18 protein-coding genes are annotated in these 18,394 nt (G+C 67.7%); 5 read left to right on the forward strand and 13 right to left on the reverse strand.

The window, feature by feature from the left end; genetic code table 11:
• Window positions 1-71: 71 nt before the first annotated feature.
• On the reverse strand, window positions 72-740 hold the full coding sequence (locus HWV07_RS01815; RefSeq protein WP_178332659.1) for a hypothetical protein: 669 nt from the start codon (window positions 738-740) through the stop codon (window positions 72-74).
• A 100-nt stretch (window positions 741-840) separates the two neighbouring features.
• Between HWV07_RS01815 and HWV07_RS01820 the strand changes: the two genes are divergently transcribed.
• Window positions 841-1,539: a VOC family protein gene (locus HWV07_RS01820; protein WP_178332660.1), complete on the forward strand. Its 699-nt coding sequence runs from the start codon at window positions 841-843 to the stop codon at window positions 1,537-1,539.
• Window positions 1,540-1,602: 63 nt separating this feature from the next.
• Here HWV07_RS01820 and HWV07_RS01825 read toward each other — a convergent pair whose 3' ends face one another.
• Window positions 1,603-1,893 (reverse strand): DUF5779 family protein, encoded by a 291-nt coding sequence (locus tag HWV07_RS01825; protein WP_178332661.1) that lies wholly within the window; start codon window positions 1,891-1,893, stop codon window positions 1,603-1,605.
• Window positions 1,894-1,995: 102 nt separating this feature from the next.
• Window positions 1,996-3,162, reverse strand: coding sequence for an acyl-CoA dehydrogenase family protein (locus HWV07_RS01830; protein WP_178332662.1), 1,167 nt, complete (start codon window positions 3,160-3,162; stop codon window positions 1,996-1,998).
• Window positions 3,163-3,331: 169 nt separating this feature from the next.
• Here HWV07_RS01830 and HWV07_RS01835 point away from each other — a divergent pair, with 169 nt between their 5' ends.
• Entirely contained in the window at window positions 3,332-5,029 is a 1,698-nt protein-coding gene (locus HWV07_RS01835) for an acyl-CoA carboxylase subunit beta (RefSeq protein ID WP_178332663.1), read from the forward strand.
• A gap of 85 nt (window positions 5,030-5,114) precedes the next feature.
• Here the strand turns inward: HWV07_RS01835 and HWV07_RS01840 are convergent, their stop codons facing one another.
• The 8 genes from HWV07_RS01840 to HWV07_RS01875 form a co-directional block, all read right to left on the reverse strand.
• Window positions 5,115-5,450, reverse strand: a complete 336-nt coding sequence (locus tag HWV07_RS01840; protein WP_178332664.1) for a DUF7344 domain-containing protein — start codon at window positions 5,448-5,450, stop codon at window positions 5,115-5,117.
• Window positions 5,451-5,621: 171 nt separating this feature from the next.
• Window positions 5,622-6,275: a helix-turn-helix domain-containing protein gene (locus HWV07_RS01845; RefSeq protein ID WP_178332665.1), complete on the reverse strand. Its 654-nt coding sequence runs from the start codon at window positions 6,273-6,275 to the stop codon at window positions 5,622-5,624.
• Window positions 6,276-6,404: 129 nt separating this feature from the next.
• Window positions 6,405-6,797: a secondary thiamine-phosphate synthase enzyme YjbQ gene (locus HWV07_RS01850; RefSeq protein ID WP_178332666.1), complete on the reverse strand. Its 393-nt coding sequence runs from the start codon at window positions 6,795-6,797 to the stop codon at window positions 6,405-6,407.
• Window positions 6,794-7,342: a DUF7344 domain-containing protein gene (locus tag HWV07_RS01855; RefSeq protein WP_178332667.1), complete on the reverse strand. Its 549-nt coding sequence runs from the start codon at window positions 7,340-7,342 to the stop codon at window positions 6,794-6,796. The genes HWV07_RS01850 and HWV07_RS01855 overlap by 4 nt, the downstream gene beginning before the upstream one ends.
• A gap of 57 nt (window positions 7,343-7,399) precedes the next feature.
• Window positions 7,400-9,385 carry a SpoVR family protein gene (locus HWV07_RS01860; protein WP_178332668.1) on the reverse strand — a complete coding sequence of 662 codons (1,986 nt, stop codon included), beginning with the start codon at window positions 9,383-9,385 and terminating at the stop codon, window positions 7,400-7,402.
• The gene (locus tag HWV07_RS01865) at window positions 9,382-10,710 is read right to left on the reverse strand and encodes a YeaH/YhbH family protein (RefSeq protein ID WP_178332669.1); all 1,329 of its coding nucleotides are present in this window, start codon (window positions 10,708-10,710) and stop codon (window positions 9,382-9,384) included. Before HWV07_RS01865 ends, HWV07_RS01860 begins: the two co-directional genes overlap by 4 nt.
• Window positions 10,701-12,980, reverse strand: a complete 2,280-nt coding sequence (locus tag HWV07_RS01870; protein ID WP_178332670.1) for a PrkA family serine protein kinase — start codon at window positions 12,978-12,980, stop codon at window positions 10,701-10,703. The genes HWV07_RS01865 and HWV07_RS01870 overlap by 10 nt, the downstream gene beginning before the upstream one ends.
• Window positions 12,977-15,052 (reverse strand): PrkA family serine protein kinase, encoded by a 2,076-nt coding sequence (locus tag HWV07_RS01875; RefSeq protein ID WP_211694203.1) that lies wholly within the window; start codon window positions 15,050-15,052, stop codon window positions 12,977-12,979. The genes HWV07_RS01870 and HWV07_RS01875 overlap by 4 nt, the downstream gene beginning before the upstream one ends.
• Before the next feature lie 361 nt (window positions 15,053-15,413).
• Between HWV07_RS01875 and HWV07_RS01880 the strand changes: the two genes are divergently transcribed.
• From HWV07_RS01880 to HWV07_RS01890, 3 genes are all read left to right on the forward strand, one after another.
• Window positions 15,414-15,806 carry a DUF5820 family protein gene (locus HWV07_RS01880; RefSeq protein ID WP_178332671.1) on the forward strand — a complete coding sequence of 131 codons (393 nt, stop codon included), beginning with the start codon at window positions 15,414-15,416 and terminating at the stop codon, window positions 15,804-15,806.
• A gap of 85 nt (window positions 15,807-15,891) precedes the next feature.
• Window positions 15,892-16,341, forward strand: a complete 450-nt coding sequence (locus HWV07_RS01885) for a UPF0179 family protein (RefSeq protein WP_178332672.1) — start codon at window positions 15,892-15,894, stop codon at window positions 16,339-16,341.
• Window positions 16,342-16,378: 37 nt separating this feature from the next.
• On the forward strand, window positions 16,379-17,149 hold the full coding sequence (locus HWV07_RS01890; RefSeq protein WP_178332673.1) for an SDR family NAD(P)-dependent oxidoreductase: 771 nt from the start codon (window positions 16,379-16,381) through the stop codon (window positions 17,147-17,149).
• 6 nt (window positions 17,150-17,155) lie between these two features.
• On the opposite strand, the gene HWV07_RS01895 is transcribed toward HWV07_RS01890, so the two are convergent.
• The gene (locus HWV07_RS01895; protein WP_178332674.1) at window positions 17,156-18,007 is read right to left on the reverse strand and encodes a M14 family metallopeptidase; all 852 of its coding nucleotides are present in this window, start codon (window positions 18,005-18,007) and stop codon (window positions 17,156-17,158) included.
• A gap of 165 nt (window positions 18,008-18,172) precedes the next feature.
• Entirely contained in the window at window positions 18,173-18,346 is a 174-nt protein-coding gene (locus HWV07_RS01900; protein ID WP_178332675.1) for a hypothetical protein, read from the reverse strand.
• Between the last annotated feature and the right edge of the window lie 48 nt (window positions 18,347-18,394).

Below are 18,394 nucleotides of genomic sequence, written 5' to 3' on the forward strand. Positions count from 1 at the left end.
CGGTCCCGTCGACACCCATCGGGTCCCTCAATTCGCCTCACGGCGAAAAGCGTATCGCCAGCGGTACGATTTCACCAGGGGAGCATCGACTTCAGGCTCCGCAGGTACAGCGACGGCGCGCCGCTCCGCGAGCCGTCGACGGCGTCCTGGATGGCCCACCGGACGTCCTCGAAGACCCCCGACCCGTGGCCGACCAGGAGCCGCTCGGGGTCGTACTGGCGGAGCGACTTCGGCGGGAGCAACCGGAGCATCGGGTGGACGCCGACCGTCTCGCCCGGCGACCGGAAGAAGTCGACCGTCCCCAGCGCCTCCGGGACGAGTAGCGTCTCGCCGTCGAAGAAGACCGCCTCCTGCCAGAAGGTGTTGTTCACGATGCCCTCGACGGCGAACCCCGCGAGCTCGCCGTCGAACCGCTCGACCGGCGCGTCGAGGTCGCCGGCGACGTCGTTCATCCACGCCGGGAGGTACACCGGCACGTCGTGACGACCCGCGACCGCCGCGGCGTCCCTGCTGTGTCGGTCGAGGCCGACGACGACCCCGCCGACGTCCTCGTCGAACTCCGCGAGCAGGTCGTCGACACCCGCGGCGTCGACGGGGTCGAAGACCCACAGTTCGCCGTCGCTCTCGACGACGTGCGACGCCCGCTGCATCGCCTCGTCGGGATATGCGATCCAGCCCGCGCCCCCGTCGAACCGGTCGACGACGGTCAGATCGGCCTCCCCGGAGCCTTTCATCGGCATACGTGAACGTGGGGCGCCGAGACGCATAAAACTCGGAGTTCCGGCAGCACTGGGTCGACCGTCCCCCGGGTTTATCGCCGCGCCAGCCCCACAGTCGACCATGCTCGGAACCTGTCGCTGGCTGGCCCTGGAGGTCAAGTACACCGACCCGGTCGTCGACTTCTACCGGGAGCACCTCGACGTCCGGGTGGCCCGCGAGACAAACCGGGAGGTCGCCCTCGACGTCGGCGGCGGCACGGAACTCCTGCTCAGACGCCCGGACGGCGTCCCCCGCGGCGGGCTCCACACCCACTACGCCTTCGCCTGTCCGGCCGACGCCTACGACGACTGGTGGGACCGACTCGAGGACGACTTCGACCTCCAGGAGGTCGACTTCGGCGGGATGACCTCGCTGTACTTCTACGACCCGGAGGGCAACTGCGTCGAGATCGGCAGCGCGGCCGACGAGCGCGGCGCCGACGAGCCGACCCTCGAGGGCGTCTTCGAGGTGGTCTTCGAGGTCGAGGACCTGCCAGCGGCGGAGTCGTTCTACACCGACCTCGGCTTCGAGGTGGTGAACCGCGGCGACGAGCGGAAGCGGACCCGGCTGACGACCGGCCCGTTCGACGTCGAACTGTGGGAGCCGCACCTCGGCCTCGCCGACGCGCGCGGCGGCGTCCACGTGGACGTCGGATTCGAGGCGGACGACCCGACGGAAGCGGCGGACGCAGTCGCCGACCGCATCACGAGACGAGAGCGCGTGGACGAGGGCGTGCGCGTCCGCGACCCCGACGGTCACTACCTGACGCTCGTGGGATGATCCCGCTGGTGGCCGCGATCGAGCCGATTCTTCCGAGTGCCGTGACGGAATCCCGATGGACCGTTAGTCCAGTCGGTCGGTGTCGATCTCCCGGCCCGGCGGCGAGATGACGAGGAAGTCCCGGAAGTGCATCAGTTCGCCGCCCATGTCGCGGATCTCTCGGGCGAACCCCGAGGCCAGTTCGTTCAGGTCGCCCTCGACGTTCAGCACGACGACGTCGCCGGCGGAGACGTGCTGGATCCACTCCTCGTCGTCGGTGGTCCCGTCGAGGACGCCGAGGACGACCCGACCACCGGTGTCGAGTTCGTCCAGTTCGCCCTCGGCGGTCTGCAGGTCCAGGTCGAAGTCGCTCATACCTCCCTCCACCGGCCGGCGGAGAAAAAGCCTGCCGGCCTCGGTGCGGGAGTCGCCGCGCGGGACGACGTGCGACAGCCGACGGCCGACCGATAGCCGCCGTCAGTAGCTCCGCGGCATCCCGAGTTCGTGCTCGCCGATGTAGTTGAGCACCATCTCGTTGGAGACCGGCGCGGTCTGGGTGAGCCGGAGGTTCTGCCAGATGTCGTAGACCTCGTACTCGTGGGTGAAGCCGTTGCCCCCGTGCGCCTGGATAGCCCGGTCGGCGGCCTCGGTCCCGGCGCGGGAGGCGAGCAACTTGGCGACGTTCGCCTCCAGGCCGCAGTCCTCGTCGTCGTCCCACTTGTTCGCGCCCTTGTAGAGGATCTCGCGGGCGGCCATGAGCTTCGCGTACGACTCGGCGATGGGGTGCTGGATGGCCTGGTGGGCGCCGATGGGCTGGCCGAAGACGTTCCGGTCGTTCGCGTAGTCGACCGCGAGGTCGATGGCCCGGAGGCCGCCGCCGAGGGCCGACGCGGCGCCGGCGAGCCGTTCGGTGTTCAGGGTGTCCCAAAGGAGGTAGAGCCCGCCGTCTTCGGTCCCGAGGATGTCCTCCTCCGAGACGCGGAGGTCGTCGAACTGGATCTGGTACTGCTTCTCGAACCACGGGACGGCGGTGTCGAGTTCCGATAGCGAGATGCCGTCGCGCTCGACGGGGTCGTCGACGAGGAACAGCGTAACACCGCCGGTGGGGTTCGACTCGTCGAACTCCGAGGTCCGGGAGACCAGCAGCATCGCGTCGGCGTTCTCGACGCCGCTGATGAACGTCTTCTGGCCGTTCACCACGAACTCGTCGCCCTCCCGGTCGGCGAACGTCTGGATGTTGAGCGTGTTCGTCCCGGCGGCGGGCTCGGTCAGCGCCATGCAGAACTTCATCTCGCCGTCGGCGATCTTCGGGAGGTACGCCTCCTTCTGTTCCGCCGTGCCGTGCCGCTGGATGCCGATGCCGCCGAAGACGGGCGTGAGGACGAAGATGATGCCGCCCTGGCCGCCGCCTCTGGAGAGCTCCTCGATGATGATGGACATCTCGAGCATCCCCAGGCCCTCGCCGCCGTACTCCTCGGGGATGGTGACGCCGAGCCAGCCGTCGTCCGCCAGCGCCTGCCAGTACTCCTCGGGGAACTCCTCCTCCTCGATGTGCTCCCGCCAGTACGTCTTGTCGAAGTCCGACGCGATGCCCCGGACGGACTCCCGGATCATCTCGTGCAGGTCGGTCTCGCCTCGTGCCATGGCCTGTGTAAACAGTCCACTAAGAAAGAGTTTCCGGGCCGCCCGTCCGATATCGGCGGAACGTTCTCGCCGGCCGCGGCACCCACAACGTTATTACTCTGCGTTGGTATATCACGCCATACGAGAGGTGCGGAAACTCTGAACGCATAGTGAGTTTCCGAACGACAACATGGAGATCAAGATAGACGACAACACCGACGAGGAGATCGCACAGGCCATCGCCACGGCAGTGTCCGAGCACCTGGGCCGCGGCGTCGAACTGGTAGGCAACGACGGCACGCTGGCCGAGGCCGGCGAGAACTGGGGCGAGGAGGGCGCGGTCGTCACCGAGCGTGAGGCGGCCATCCGGGAGGCGGTCCAGGACATCATGTCCGGTGGTCCCGACCGCGGGTTCGACAAGATCGAGGACCTGGGGAAGGTGTTCGTCCGCGACCGCCTGGACATGATCTTCGACGAGATCGAGTACGAGGACGGCACCTTCGCCCGCCACGGCGACGACGACGAGCTCCCCGCCGACGGCCTCATCACCGGCGTCGGCACCATCGACGGCCGGAAGGTCGCGTTCACCGCCAACGACTACACCGTCAAGGCCGGCTCGCTCGGCCAGATGGGCGTCGAGAAGGTCATCCGCATCCAGGAGCGAGCCCTCGAACTCGGCATCCCGATGCTCCGGCTGGTCGACTCCACCGGGGCGCGACTCAACGCCGAGGAGCGGGAGCCCGGCGACACCCACATGGACCGCTACCGCGGGGGGAAGATGTTCTACAACCAGTGCCGGATGTCCGGCGAGATCCCCCAGATCGGCGTCCTCTACGGCCCGGACGTCGCGGGCTCCGCGTACACGCCCGTCTTCTGCGACTACCTCATCATGGTCGAGGAGATAGCAGGGATGGCCATCGCCTCGCCCCGGATCGTCGAGGCGATGACAGGCGAGAAGACCGACATGCAGCAGCTCGGTGGCCCGCAGGTCCACGCCGAGCACTCCGGCAGCGCCGACCTCGTCGTCCCCGACGAGGAGACGGCCGCCGAGAAGGCCAGGGAGATCCTCCGGTTCCTGCCGCAGAACTACGCCGAGGACCCGCCGGACGAGACGCCGAAGCCGCCGAAGAAGAATCCCTACAGCCTGGACGACGTCATCCCGGACGAGCCGAACAAGGCCTACCCGGTCCGTGAGGTCATCGACCGGGTCGTCGACCGCGACTCCTTCGTCGAACTCAAGCCGGACTTCGCCCCGGAACTCGTCACCGGCCTCGGCCGCATCGACGGCCAGGTCGTCGGAGTAGTCGCCAACAACCCCGAGCACATCTCCGGCGCCATCTTCCCCGATTCCGCCGACAAGGGCGCCGGCTTCGTCTGGACCTGCGACGCATACAACATTCCGCTGGTGTACCTCTGTGACACCCCCGGCTTCATGATCGGCTCGCAGGTCGAGAAGGAGGGCGTCCTCCGGAAGGGCCGGAAGTTCATCTACGCGACGTCGAACGCCCAGGTGCCGAAGTTCTGCGTCATCACGCGGAAGGCCTACGGCGCCGGCATCTACGCGATGGCCGGCCCCTCCTTCGGCCCCGACGCCACCATCGCGCTCCCGTCGGCCGAGATCTCCGTCATGGGTCCCGACGCCGCCGTCCACGCGCTGTTCGGCGGCCAGATAGAGGACATGGACGGCGACGCGAAGGACGCGTTCATCGAGTCCGCCAAGCAGGAGTTCGACAAGTACATCGACATCGAGAAGCAGGCCGGCAAGATGCAGGTCGACGAACTCATCCCGGCCGGCGACCTCCGCGAACAACTCGAGGTCCGCCTCGACACCTACCGGACGAAGCAGCGGGACGACCGGCCGCGCCACCACGGGACGGTCTTCTTCTGAGAGCCGGCCGGTCAGGCCCGGCTATCCGGCGGCTACTCGCGGCTTACTGGCGAGAAACGGGACCGTTCCGCGAGTTCGGAGGGGCTTATGCGACGAGCAGCTCGGTCGCGTCGTCGGCGTCGTCGAACTCGGCGGTCAGCGACACCAGCCGTCGGTCCTGGTCGAAGTCGACGAGGCCGATGTCGTCGAGCTTCGGCAGGTGTCGGTGGTACAGTTCGATCTCGTGGCGCTCGACGGCGTCGCCGCCGCCGATCTCGGTCGGTCCGGGTTCCGCCTGCGCCAGTTCGATCGCCAGTTCCGAGAGCGACAGCGCCGTCCCCGACTCGCAGAGCGCCGAGAGGACCGTCCGTCGGTCCTCGTCGGCCAGCGCTTCGTAGCAACGTTCCTCCGCCGCATCCGTCTCGCTCAGGTCGATCTCCATTACCAGAGTGGAGTACCCCAAGGGGGTTAAGTCCCGTTCCAATCATATTAGGTGGTCGCAAACCGGCGGCGCCTGGATGGTTCTGGGGAGCCAAATCGTAGGTAACTACATCCTTACGGATACGACTGGCGCCCTACCGAAACGAGAGAGCCACGTGCGGTTCGCGACCGGTCACCCGACCAGGCCGCGGAGGACCCGCGACTCCGCCTTCCGTAGGTGCTCGTCGACGGTCGAGGGAGCACACTCCAGGCTCTCGGCGATCTCCTCGTGGGTCGTCCGCCGGGGAATCTCGTAGTACCCGAGTTCGACCGCCTTCTGGAAGACCTCGAGCTGGCGGTCCGTGAGCATCGAGAGCATGTCGCGGCGGTCGGGGGTGTAGGCGCCGACCTGGTCGACGCTCACCTGCACCGTCGGCGGTAGCTCGTCGATGGCCTGCTTGACCATGTCGTGGTCGCCGATGACAGTCATCCGGACCGACCCGCGGCCGGTGAACTCGATCGGCGTGTCGATCATCAGGGCGTACTTCTGGGCGAGCTGCATCACCGAGCCGACCGGCTCCCCGGGGCCGACGTGGAGGTAAAGGTGGAACTGGTCGCCGTCGGCCTCCAGTTCGTCGTGGGCGATGACGTCCGGGTGCTCGTCGATGTCTCCGACGAGGCCGTCCGGGTCGCCCTCGAGCCGGTAGAGCAACACCCCGGTCCCGTCTCCGAGCAGGTCGAAGTGCATGATGGAGACCCTGGTCACGGACGGCGTGTCGGCGATGAGCCTATCCACCGGGTGGAGTGCGCCGTCCTCTGGGGTCACCGTGAAATCGAAGTATCGCATGCTCGGAGCCGTATCAGTACCAGTATAGACTGATGTTACCTGTTTAGGGCTTTCGGCTGTCGCACAGTTCGATACGTTACGGCCGGATGCGTCCCGTTCGGGGCGCCACCGAGTCAAGTTATGATTCCCTTAGCCGTCGCCGTCGACGGCCACCGATACCGTCCGCGAGCGGGGGCCGTCGCACTCGACCAGCAGCACCGACTGCCACGTGCCGAGATCGAGGCGCCCGTCCGTGACGGGTATCGTGACGGAGGGCCCGACCAGAAGGGCCCGGAGGTGCGAGTCGGCGTTGCCGTCGAGGCGGTCGTGGTCCCAGCCGTGGTCGTCGACGGAGCCCTCCAGGAAGGCTTCCACGTCGTCGAGGAGGTTCGACTCCGCTTCGTTGACCGTGACGCCGGCGGTCGTGTGCTGGACGAAGACCGTCGCGGTCCCGTCGGCGGCCGCCGGTACGGCTTCCTCGACCCGGTCGGTGACGTCCACGGCGTGGGTCTGCCGCTCGGTCTCGACGGTGAACCTGGTCATTCTAGCAGTCGGTGGACGACGGTCCGCTCCTGGTGGCTGTACACGTGGTAGGCCGAGACCGCCAGCAACAGCAGGAAGTACCCGGCCAGGAGGTAGCCGAGGTCGACGGCGGAGACGACGGGCACCTCCAGGATGGAGGCCAGCGCCGTCAGCAGCCCCAGTAGCGAGAGGCCGAAGTACGCCTCGCCCCACGAGAGGCCGTACTCCGGGACGACCTCCATGTAGACCTCGACCTCCTCGATCTTCTGCTGGAGGGTCACCTCCTTCGTCTCGCCGTCGTACTCGAGGATGCCGAGCTCGTCGAGCTTCGGCAGGTGGGTCTGGTGCAGCGAGACGTACACCGACTGCCGCTTCTTCCGCGGCGCCGGCTCCTCGCCGGTCTCCCGCGCCGCGACCGTCTCCGAGAGGTCCCTGACCGTCGACCGGCCGCCGCTCTCCCGCAGGGCCTCGAGGGCCAGCCGCCGCCGGTCGTTCCGGAGGACCTCGTGGATCTCCGCCTCCTCGAGGGCGTCGTCGGCGGTGGTCGTCGTCCCAGTGCTGGACACACCCCACGTAGCGACGCATGTGACAAGAAGATACCTCCTGGCCCGAGGGGCGGCCCCTCAGAGCCAGTCGTCCGGCTTGGTGTCGTAGTCGACGTCGCTTGCGGCGATGTCCTCGACCTCCTCGTCGTCGAGGTCTTCCTCCTCGAACTGGCGGCCGTCGAACCGGATGAGCCGGCCCTGCTCGCTGGGTTCGGGCTCCCGGTCGCGCCGGCGCGCGACCTCGATGTCGTGCTCGTCGAGCTCCTTGACGATGGTCTTCACCGCGACCGGCCGCCCCCACAGCTCGAAGACGCGCTCGAGGGTCTGCTTGGCCTGCCGTAGGTCCAGCTGGACGCCGTTGTAGTGGTGGGCGAGCAGCAGTTCGTTGCGGTTCCGGAAGTTGCCGTCCACCACCGAGATGGTCGGCTTCCCGAAGTTGGTGAACTGCAGCATCAGCTTCTTCTTGACGTCGGCGGCCTCCGTCGACGTCACCCGGTAGTCGCGCGTCGTGTGGGTGTACTCGTAGGTGAAGTAGTCGTTCTCGTCGACGAACTCGTCGGTCAGGAACTCGTCGAGGAACGTCACGTCGTTGTGGCTCTCCCGGATCTCGCGCATCCGGTCCCAGCCGGCCGCGCGGTCGACCTCGGCGACGGCCGCCTCGAGGGCGTCGTGCCGCTCCGTGTCGAAGAGGTACCGCGAGGTCCGCTCCAGTTCGTTCTGGGAGACGCGCTTGAGGAACCCGCGGTTCTGCGGCTTCACCAGCGAGTAGTGCCGCTCGGCGAGCCCCTCGTAGGTGAGGAGCTTCCAGGGGTACGTCTCGACGTCGAGGTCACCAGCGCGGGCCCGCTCGACCGCCTCGGCGTCGACGCGCGGGTCCTCGGTATCGAGGTCGTCGAGGTGAGCGACCGGGTCCTCGAGGAACGGCGCCGGCTCCAGCAGCTCCTGGACGCGGTCGAGGTCGACGGTCTCGTCGAAGTTCCGCCAGGTGACGCCCTCGACGCAGAGCAGCTGCTCGATCACCTCCCGGCGGTTCCGCCGGTTCTCGACGTACTGCCACAGCTCGAAGCCGAGCTTGTAGGGGTTCAGCCCCGGCGACCCGAGGACCTGCGCCATGTGGTCGGCGTAGGAGACGAACTCGTCGGCGCCGGCGAAGGCCTCGTCGGACATCATCGCCGACTCCCAGTAGGCGGCCCACCCCTCGTTCATCACCTTCGTCATCTTCTGGGGGGCGAAGTAGTAGGCCTCCTTCCGCAGCAGCTCGAGGATCTCCCGCTGCCACTCCTCGTAGTCGTCCGCGCGCTCGGACTCCTCGTCGTAGGCCTTCCCGTGGGCCCGCAGGAACGCCAGCAGGTCCTTCTCGGGTTCGGCCGGAAACGTCGGGCCGTCCTCGTCGTCGTCCATCGCGTCGAGCCACTCCTCGTCGAAGACCTGCTCGCGGACCTCCTCGGAGAACTCCATCTCCTCGAGCTTCTCGGCGAGGTCCTCGGGGGTCGGCGCCGCCTCGGTCCACTCCTCGGCCGTCGAGAACGGCTGGTGCTGGTCGATGTTGTCCTCCAGACAGAGGACGTGGTCGATCCACTCCTCGACAGCCTCCCGGGATATCTCGGGGTCGGCCATGTACTCGGCGACCGTCTCGGAGTGCCGCTCGAGCATCGCCGCGGCGTCGGGCGCCGTCCCGAACATCCGGAACCACTCGTTGTTCTTGAAGAAGTCGGCGTGGGCCTCGACGTGCGTGATGACGGCCTTCTGGTCGGCCATCTCGTTGGACGCCTGCAGGAACGCGTTCGAGGGATCGTCGTTGTTGACGATCTCGAAGGCCTTCCCGCCGAGGAACTGCGTCTGCTTCTGCTGGCGGTCGTAGCCCATCCCCCACCGCCAGTGCGGGTAGCGGTGCTGGAAGCCGCCGTAGGCGATGAGCTCGTTCATCTCGTCGTAGTCGACGACCCAGTAGTTCACGTCGAAGGGGTCCAGGCCCAGCTTCTCCGCGAGTTCGTTCGCCTCGCGGACCGGCTCCTCGAGGTCGTCGGCGATGCGCTGCTTCTCGATCCTGTCGTCGGTGCTCATGATTCGTCCTCCGTGCTGAGGATGCGGTAGATGGCGTCGACGACGTCGTCCTGGCTCTGGACGAAGGCGACGGCCACGTTGTCCGACTCCCCGAAGTGCTCCTCGACCTCCTGGGCGTGGGTCGCGTTGATGGCGTTGCCCGACGGCTGCGTCTCCACGTAGGCGTGGAGGTTCGCCGGGATCTCCTCCATCAGCGGGATGACCTTCTGTTCGGTGTCGTTCGAGGAGTTCTCGGAGTCGCCCGCCGCGAAGACGTAGCGGTTCCACTCCGCCCACGGGTACTCCTGCTCGAGGATCTCCGCGGCCAGTTCGTAGGCGCTGGAGATGCGCGTGCCGCCGCCAGACCGGATGCCGAAGAACTCGTCGCGGTCGACCTCCCAGGCGTCGGCGTCGTGGGCGATGTAGACGAACTCCGCGTTGTCGTACTTGCCGGTCAGGTACCAGTCCAGCGGCGTGAACGTCCGCTCGACGAGTTCGCGCTTGGACTGCCGCATCGACCCGGAGACGTCGCGGATGTTCACCACGACGACGTTCTTCTCGCGCTCCTCGACTATCTCGGGGTAGCGGTAGCGCTCGTCCTCCCGGCGGAACGGGATCTGGTCGACCCCCTCCCGGCGGATGCGCGTCGCCGTCTCCTCGCGGTCGACGTTCGCCTCCATCTCCTCGATGGAGTCCCAGCGGCCCTTCTCGGCGTCCGGGACGTCGTCGTAGGCGTCCTCGATCCACGCCCGCGAGACGGGGACGCTCTGGCCCCGCGCCCACTCGAAGACCTTCGCCGGCCCCCAGCCGTCGACGCGGAGGGCCTGCTCGAGGTACTCCTCGTCGAAGTCCATCGCGAGCTTCCGCTTCAGCCCCTCCTTGAACAGCCGCTCGAAGTCGAGCGTGCTGGCGGGCCCCGACCTGGTGATGTCCGTGAAGTCGCCCTCCTTCTCCTCGACGACCTGCTTGCCCTTCGGCTCCAGGTCGAGGCCGAGCTCCTCGTCGAGCTCCTCGGCGAACTCCTCGGGGTCCATCTCGTAGTACTCGTGCTCGCCGCCCTCCTCGCCGGGCTCGTCGCCGTCGCCGTCGTCGTCGCCGTCGCCGGGTTGCGGCTCCGGCTGGCCGACGGGGTCGCCCACGTCGGGGGTGCCGCCCTGGCCCTGCCCGACGCCGCCCATGTCGCGCTGGTCGTACTCGAAGGCCGGCAGGTCGACGATCTTGATCGGGATGCGGACCTCGTCCGGCCGGGACTGCCCGAGGTCGCCGTACTGGATGAACTCCGAGAGGTCCTCGCGGCGCTCCTCGCCGACCTCCCGGTACCTGTCGAGGTCGTCTCTCAGTCCCATCTGTAGCTCACCTGGCCCATGACGTGGCGGCTGGTCAATTCGGCCGACGCGGCCGTGTAGCCGAACATCTCCTGCATGTTCTCGATGGTCTCCGCCTTGATCCGCGCCGTGTCGGTGCCCGTCGGCGGGTCGTCCCAGAGGCTGGGTTCGAGGTCCTCGTGGGCCCGCCGGACGTCGTCCCAGTCGTGGCTCCCGAGGACGGTCTCGATGACGGGGATCTCCCGAGGGTCGACGTCGGAGACGCGGAAGTCCTCGTCGCGGTTCCGCCAGGCGTGGCGGTTCAGCGCGGTGATGACCTTGTCGGCGCGGAACTCCTCGACGCCGTCTGCGGGGGTGGCGCCGTCGTAGTCGTCCTCGTCGAAGCGGCCGAGGTGCTCGATCTCGAAGACCTTCATCTTCAGGGGGTCGGGCGCCTCGAGTTCGCCGCGCTCGTTCTCGATCTGCTCGCCCTCGACCCAGGCGTAGACGTGCTCGATGTACTCCTCGACGGTCTCCTCGTCGACGCGCTTGTCGCGCATGATGGCGTCGATGACGTCCTCCTCCTGCTGGCCGAAGACGTGGTTCTTCACGGGGACGAGCCGGTTCTCGTACTCCGTCCGCTCGTTACCGGAGAACACCGGCGCGTCCTCCAGCCCCTCAGCCATCGCGTTCAGGACGTCCCGCGGCATGATGACGTCCTCGACGTTCAGTTCGGGGTGGTGGCGGTCGGTCTCCTCGTGGAGCAGGTCGGCGATGACGTCGCGGGTGTACGTCACCGGGATGCCGCCGTCGCCGTCCTCGGCCTCCCCGAAGTCGAACTCCTCCTTGTACCGGCGCTCGTCGCCGTCCTGGAGGTAGCCGCGGTCGTAGATGAGCGCCTTGTCGACGAGGTCCAGCCCCGGCGGGAGCGACTCGGCGTCCAGCCGCGAGGCGACCGCGTACAGCCCGGCCGCCTCGACGGCGTGCGGCGCGAGCTCCCGGTCGTGGACGACGCCGTCGCCGCCGCGGACCGAGATGGTGACCGGCTCGGAGATGAGTTCGGCCAGCTGCTCGTAGGCGTCGGCCTCCCAGATCTCGGTCTCGTTCGTCAGCTCCCGCCGGATGAGCTCCGCCTCCAGGGAGAGGTTCGTCAGGTACGTGAACTCGTGCTTGTCGAGGCGGCGCTTCAGCGCCTTCAGCGGGTCCGTCCCCTCGCGGTTGGCGTGTTTGTTGAGCTGGGCCTCGAGGTCCGGGTTCGAGATGATGATCATCTGGGTGTCGATGTCCATCCCGATGCCCTTGTCCAGCTTCACGGTCCCCTCGTCGGGGACGTTCAGCAGCTTCTGCAGCAGGTCGGCGTGCTGGGCGGCGTCCTCGACGATGGTGAGGAGGCCGTTGCCCTGCGAGAGCACGCCGTCGTAGCTGAACGCCTGCGGGTTCTTCCGGCCGCGGGAGTCCAGCCGCTGGAGCATGCCGGCCATCCAGGAGCCGACGAGCCGCTCCTTCGGGGAGCCGTCGTCCTCGCTGTGGAGGACGCCGATGCCCTGCCCGACGTCGACGACGAAGTTCTTCACCCGGAGGTGCCGGTCGTCGGCGACCGCCGTGAACAGGTCCTCGACGCCGTCGCGGCGGTACTGCTCCTCGAGGTGGTCGTAGGCCTCGCGGCTGAACGGGTCGAGCTTGGCGTCGAGGTGGATGGGGATGTGGTCGTCGAGCTCCTCGTTGAGCTCGGCGAGCAACTCCTTGCGGACGTCCTCGGGGAACACCGACAGCGGGTGAGCCTGCACCGGCGAGGGGTACCAGTCGTCCTCGTCCGGCGTCGCCGACGTGTCCCCGTAGGTCATCCCCGGCGAGGAGTCCACCCCCGAGATGTTCCACTCGACGGTGTAACGCCGACCCTCGTCGGTCTTCGAGTACTCCCGGAGCCCGTTGATGAGACAGCGCTTCAGCTCCGACTTGCCGGTGGCCGTCGGCCCGTCGAGCCAGAGGATCTTCTCCTCCTTGCCGCGGCGGGCGGCGATCGACCGGAGGTCGTCGACGAAGGCGTTGAGCACCTCCGTGTTCCCGAGGATGGCGTGCTCGCCGTCGTTGTGCGGGTCGTCGAAGAAGCGGTAGCGCTCCTTGCGCTCGCCCTCCTCGACGACCGTGCGGGTGCCCGCGGCCTCGATGGCCTCCAGCAGGTACTTCGAGGCGTGGGCCGCCGACCCCGGGTTCTCGAAGATCGACTCGACGAACTCCCCGAGCGACATCGGCGGCTCGTAGGTCTCCCGGAGGGCGTCGTCGGCGCGGGCGATGTACTTCTCGCCGCTCATTCGTCCTCTTCCATCTCGGCCTTGGCGACCTCGGCGCCGGCGAACTCGAGCACCTCCTTGGCCCCCTCGGTACTGTAGCCCTGCTCCTCGAGGGCGTCGACCCAGGCGTTGCGCTCGTCGTCGTCGAGTTCGCCGCTGGAGACCAGCGCCGAGAAGTTGATGTTGTGCTTCTTGTCCTCCCACAGCTTCCGCTCCAGGGCCCGGCGGAGGCGGTCGTTGTCCTGCGGGTTGAACGTGTCACCCTCGCGTGCGCGTCGGGAGACCCAGTTGGAGACCTCCTGTCGGAAGTCGTCCTTGCGGTCCTCGGGGACGTTGAGCTTCTCCTCGACGTCGCGGAGGAACTTCTCGTCGGGCTCCTGCTCGCGGCCCGTGATCTCGTCCTCGACGGTGTCGTCGTCGATGTAGGCCATGACGTGGTCCATGTACTTCTCTCCCTGCCGCTGGATCTCGTCGAGGTCGTAGGCGAGGGCGTGGCGGACGTCCTCGATGGCCCGCTCCTTGTACTCCTCGCGGACGAGTTCGAGGTAGCGGTAGTACGTCTCGAAGTTCTCCTGCGGGATGGAGCCGTGGTTCTCGAGGTTCTCCTCGAGGTGGTTGAACGTCGTCAGCGGCGAGAGGAACATCCGCTCGCGGTGCATCGAGTCCATCAGCGCCTCGGCGATCTCGTCACCGATGAACCGCGGGGAGACGCCGTCCATCCCCTCGCCGATGTCGGTGGTCTCGGCGGCCTCGTCGCGGAGCTTCTTGACGTCGATGTCCTCGGCCTCGTCGATCTCGCCGTTGTAGGCCTTCGCCTTCTGGACGACCGAGATGTTGCCGCCGTCGGGCTCCTCGATGCGGGTGAGGACGCCGAACAGCCCCGCCATCTCCAGGGTGTGCGGCTCGACGTTCATGTCGGGGACGTCGGCGTTCTTCAGCATCTTCCGGTAGATGCGCGCCTCCTCCTCGTACTGGAGGACGTACGGGAAGTCGATGCGCTTGGTCCGGTCGTTGAACGCCTCCATCTTCTCGTCGCCCTTCTTGTCGCGGTACTCGGGCATGTTCGTCCGGCCGACGATGACCTGGTCGATGTCGATCCGGGGGTTGTTCTTCGGCTTGATCGTCTGCTCCTGGGAGGCGTGCAGGAAGTCGTAGAGGAACTCCCGCTGGAGCTTCAGCAGCTCCTCGCCGGAGAAGATGCCGCGGTTGGCGTTGCAGAACGCCCCGGAGTAGTCGAAGGCCCGGGGGTCGCTCTCGCCGTAGACGGCGATCTTCGAGTAGTTGACGTCGCCGGTGAGCTCCGTCTCGTCCTGGTTCTTCTTGTCCTTGGGCTCGAAGGTCTCGATGCCCTGTCGCTTGTTTTCGTCGGCGACGAGCCGCATGACCTCGACGTGGTTGTCGAGGACGCGCTCGAGGTCGTCGTCGTAGTACTCCAGGAGCCGGTCCATGTAGAACTCGCTGGCCGGGTCCAGGGCCTGCTCGTTCCGGATGGTGTACGGCGCGTCGAGGCGCTCGTTGATGTCCTCGATGACCCGCTCGCGCTGCTCCTGGGGGAGCAGGACGATGGGGTCCTGGTTCATCGGCGACCGGACGACGTCGTCGGCGGGGTCCTGGTCCTTCAGGACGTCGCAGAGTCCGGTCCACCGGAAGGTGTACATCCGCCCTTCGTCGCGGGTGGTGTAGTCCTCGAAGTAGCGCCGCACCTGGCGGTCGAAGTCGGACTTCCCGGAGCCGACCGGCCCGAGCAGCAGCTTGATCCGCTTCTCGGGGCCGAGGCCGCGGGCGCCGGACTTCACCTTGTTGACGAACTCGTGGATCGCCTCGTGGATGACCCGTCCGTAGAAGGTGTTCTCGCCGTCGCCGATCGGGTCCTCCGACGCGAGTTCGTACTCCACGACGCCGTCGTCCTCGTCGTACGACGTCCCGTAGTAGTCGAACATGTCCGCGACGCGCTGGTGGGCGTTGCGGGCGATCTTCGGGTTCTCGTACAGCTCTTCGAGGTACCAGTCGAACGACCGCGTCTCGCGGAGGTCCGACGGGATCGAGCTTCTGTACTCCTTGCTGAGTTCCTCGAGGGTTTCCATATCACTCATTCTATCACGGAGACGCGCGAGCGTCCCACCCGGCGGGGCCGGGCTGGCCGTCTGGCCGTGGTCTCGACGACGTGCCACGCGAACACGGACCACACCGACCGCGCGACGGACGCCGTCGCGAGGACGACGTCAGGCGGGGCGGGGACCGGCCGCGGGGGCGACGCCACCGATACTATCTTATACATGTGTGCCACCATCGTATAAGCTTTGTTGCGGTTTCACATGCCACGCCGCACGTTAGGTAGGGGCAAACCACCGGACGTAATCGGGGTCTCGGGGGACCGGCAGCCGGCCGTCCGACGCCCGGCTTGCACCGTTTATAAACCGGGAGGCTGATGGGCCCCCGGCGGCAAGTCGGGATATGCTCGACGAGGCGGCGCTCGGGGAGGGCTGGACCGTGTGGAACGCCGAGGACGACCGGGTCATCCTGGCGTACCGGCCGGACGTCTTCAACGGCGCCGAGTTCCCGTCGCCGTGCCTGCCGACCATCTACGTGACCCGCGGGCGGCGGACCCGCCGACCCGAGGGGAACCGCAACCTCCCGCCGGACGCGCCGTGGATGGTGACGCTCTTCCTGGAACCGGAGGTCAACCGCGACCCCGACGCCTACGACACGCCTGCGGCGGCCGCCGAGGGCGCGGCGGAACTCAGCCACCGCTTCGCCGACGGCGAGGTCGACTACCGGGACCTCTACCAGGTCCCGCGGGAGGACTACTTCGAGAGGCTCGACGAACTGACGGGGCGCGAGCCGTAGCACCGTCGCCGACGTCGAACCACCGACGATGCGGAGCGACTCGACCGCCGACGACCTTAACACGCCCCCCTCGCCAACAACGGGTATGTCCCAGATCACGCTCATCGGCGAACGACTCGCGGACGTGGGGACGGAGTTCGTCTACGGGGGCGAGTCGTCCGCCTGCGAGGGCTGTCCGTACCGAGGGCAGTGCCTCAACCTCGTCGAGGGGCGCCGCTACCGCGTGACGGGGGAGCGCGACTCCGGCACTCTGGAGTGCGCCGTCCACGACACCGGCGTCACCGCCGTCGAGGTCGAGCCGGCGCCTGTGCTCGCGAACGTGCCCGCCAACGCCGCCTACGCCGGGAGCAAAGCCGAACTCGCGGGGTCGTGCCCCTACACGGAGTGTCCGAGCCACGAGTACTGCGAACCCGCCGGCGTCGAGTTCGACGAGGAACGGCAGATCACGGAGGTCGTCGGCGACCCGCCGCACGACTTCTGCATGCTCGACCGCGACCTGAAGCTCGTGGAGTTCGCGGCCGAGGAGGACGCCTAGGCGAACGCTTTTACTCGACGCCGCCGCGTACTGTCGTGTGTTATCGAACATCACTGCCCTCGTAACCGGCGCCAGCCAGGGGATCGGCGCGGAGATCGCCGAGACGTTCGCCGACCACGGCGCGAACGTGACGCTCGCCGCGCGCAGCGACGGGATATACGAGACAGCCGAGCGCATCGACGATGACCAGGGTCTCCCGGTCGAGACCGACGTGACCGACGAGGCCAGCGTCGAGGCCGCGGTCGAGGAGACCGTCGACGCATTTGGCGGCCTCGACTGCGTGGTCAACAACGCCGGGGTGGCGGGGCCGGTCCAGCCCTTTGACCGGGTCGACCCCGAGGAGTTCCTCCACGTCCAGAACGTCAACGTCGCCGGGCCGCTGGTCTGTGCGAAGCACGCCGCCCCGCACCTCCGGGAGAGCGACCGGGGGAGCGTCGTCAACATCGGCTCCATCGGCGGGAAGCGCCCCTACCCGAACCGGACGCCCTACGCCGCCTCGAAGATGGCACTCATCGGGCTCACCCGGACCCTGTCGTACGAACTCGGTCGCGACGACGTGACCGTCAACACGGTACTCCCCGGTCCCGTCGAAGGTCCCCGCATCGAGGACGTCGTCGCGAAGCAGGCCGAACTGGCCGACGTCGAGGACGCCGAACCGGCGAGCATCGGGCCGGACGACTTCGCCCTGCCCGACTACACCATCCCGCCGGAGGACGTCGCCGAACAGGTGGCGTACCTGGCCGGGCCGCACGCTCGGAAGATCACCGGACAGGAGATCGCCGTCGACGCCGGCGGGACCCCCTTCTAGGCGCCGTCAGCGGGTCGGTCCGTCGGCCGTCGCCGAGGTTCCGTCGCTCGACGGGACGGCCGACTCCTCGCCGTCCAGGCGGCCGACGAGGTCGCCGGCGTAGCCGAACACTTTCTCGTAGCCGTACGCCGACAGTAAAACCGGGTAGAAGGGGCGGTCGGCGTACATCGACTCGCCGTCCGCGGCGGCGTACCGCTCGCCCTCGGCGACCCGCTCGAAGTTGTCGACGAACACCTCGTAGGTCTCGGCCTCCGGCTTGGGGATCTGCTTGTCCATCCGGAACACCGGCAGCGGGTGCCGCCGGTTGGGTTCCTCGTCGCCCGAGAGGACGCCGGTCGCGACGAGGAACTCCCGGGCGAGTCGCTTGGCGTTCTCCGCGGCGGTCGCCGACCGCTGGAGGCCGCACTCGAGTTCGACGACGTCCGGGTAGCCGAGGAGTCGGCCCTCGCTGAACTGGACGGTCTCGACGAGCGCCTCGACGGAGAGGTACGAGCAGACCGACCGCGCGTACCCGGTCGTCTCCTGGACGAGCGCAAAGGGCGCCGCGTAGGACCGCGTCGAGTGCAGCGAGCAGATCTCGCAGCCGCGGATCTCGTTGAGGAGGTCGTGGGCCAGCCGGCCTTCGTGGGTGTCGGCGTCGGGGGCGCCGGGGAACGCCCGGTTGAGGTCCTCGCCGACGTAGCGGACGCCCTGCGCGAGGGCCTTCTCGTTGGCAACGACGAGCTTGACGGGCCGTTCGACGTCGAGGTCGGCGTCGAGCAGCGCCTCGACGGCGGCGGGACCGCACGGCTCGTCGCCGTGGATCCCGCCGACGATGGCGACTTCGGGTTCGCCGTCGCCCAGCGTCTCGACGCGCATCTGTCCCGAGATTACATCCCCGGGTGTATGAACCCCGCGTTTCGCTCAGCGCGGGTGCTGTGGGATACGACTGACGTCCGTCGACGACCCACCCTGCGCTGGTCGGCGCGTCACGTGGAGTAGAAGCGATTCAGAATTCGCCGCAGCGGGAGTTCGACCTCGGCGTCACGCCCGCGAGAGGGTCGGCGAGACCTCGGTCACCTCTTCGCGACAGCTCGAGCAGCGGTCCTTCTCGAGGGCGATGTAGACGACGTCGCACTCCGAACACTGGAAGAGCGACGAGTTCGGCTCCGTGGCCTCCGTCTCCTCGTCCGCCAAGGGCGAACTCGTCTCGGTCATACTCTGTACGTCTGCCCAGACGCTTCGTACCTTCTCACCCAACATCTC

The sequence above is a fragment of the Natronomonas salina genome (genome assembly GCF_013391105.1).
Classification (GTDB): Archaea; Halobacteriota; Halobacteria; order Halobacteriales; family Haloarculaceae; genus Natronomonas; species Natronomonas salina.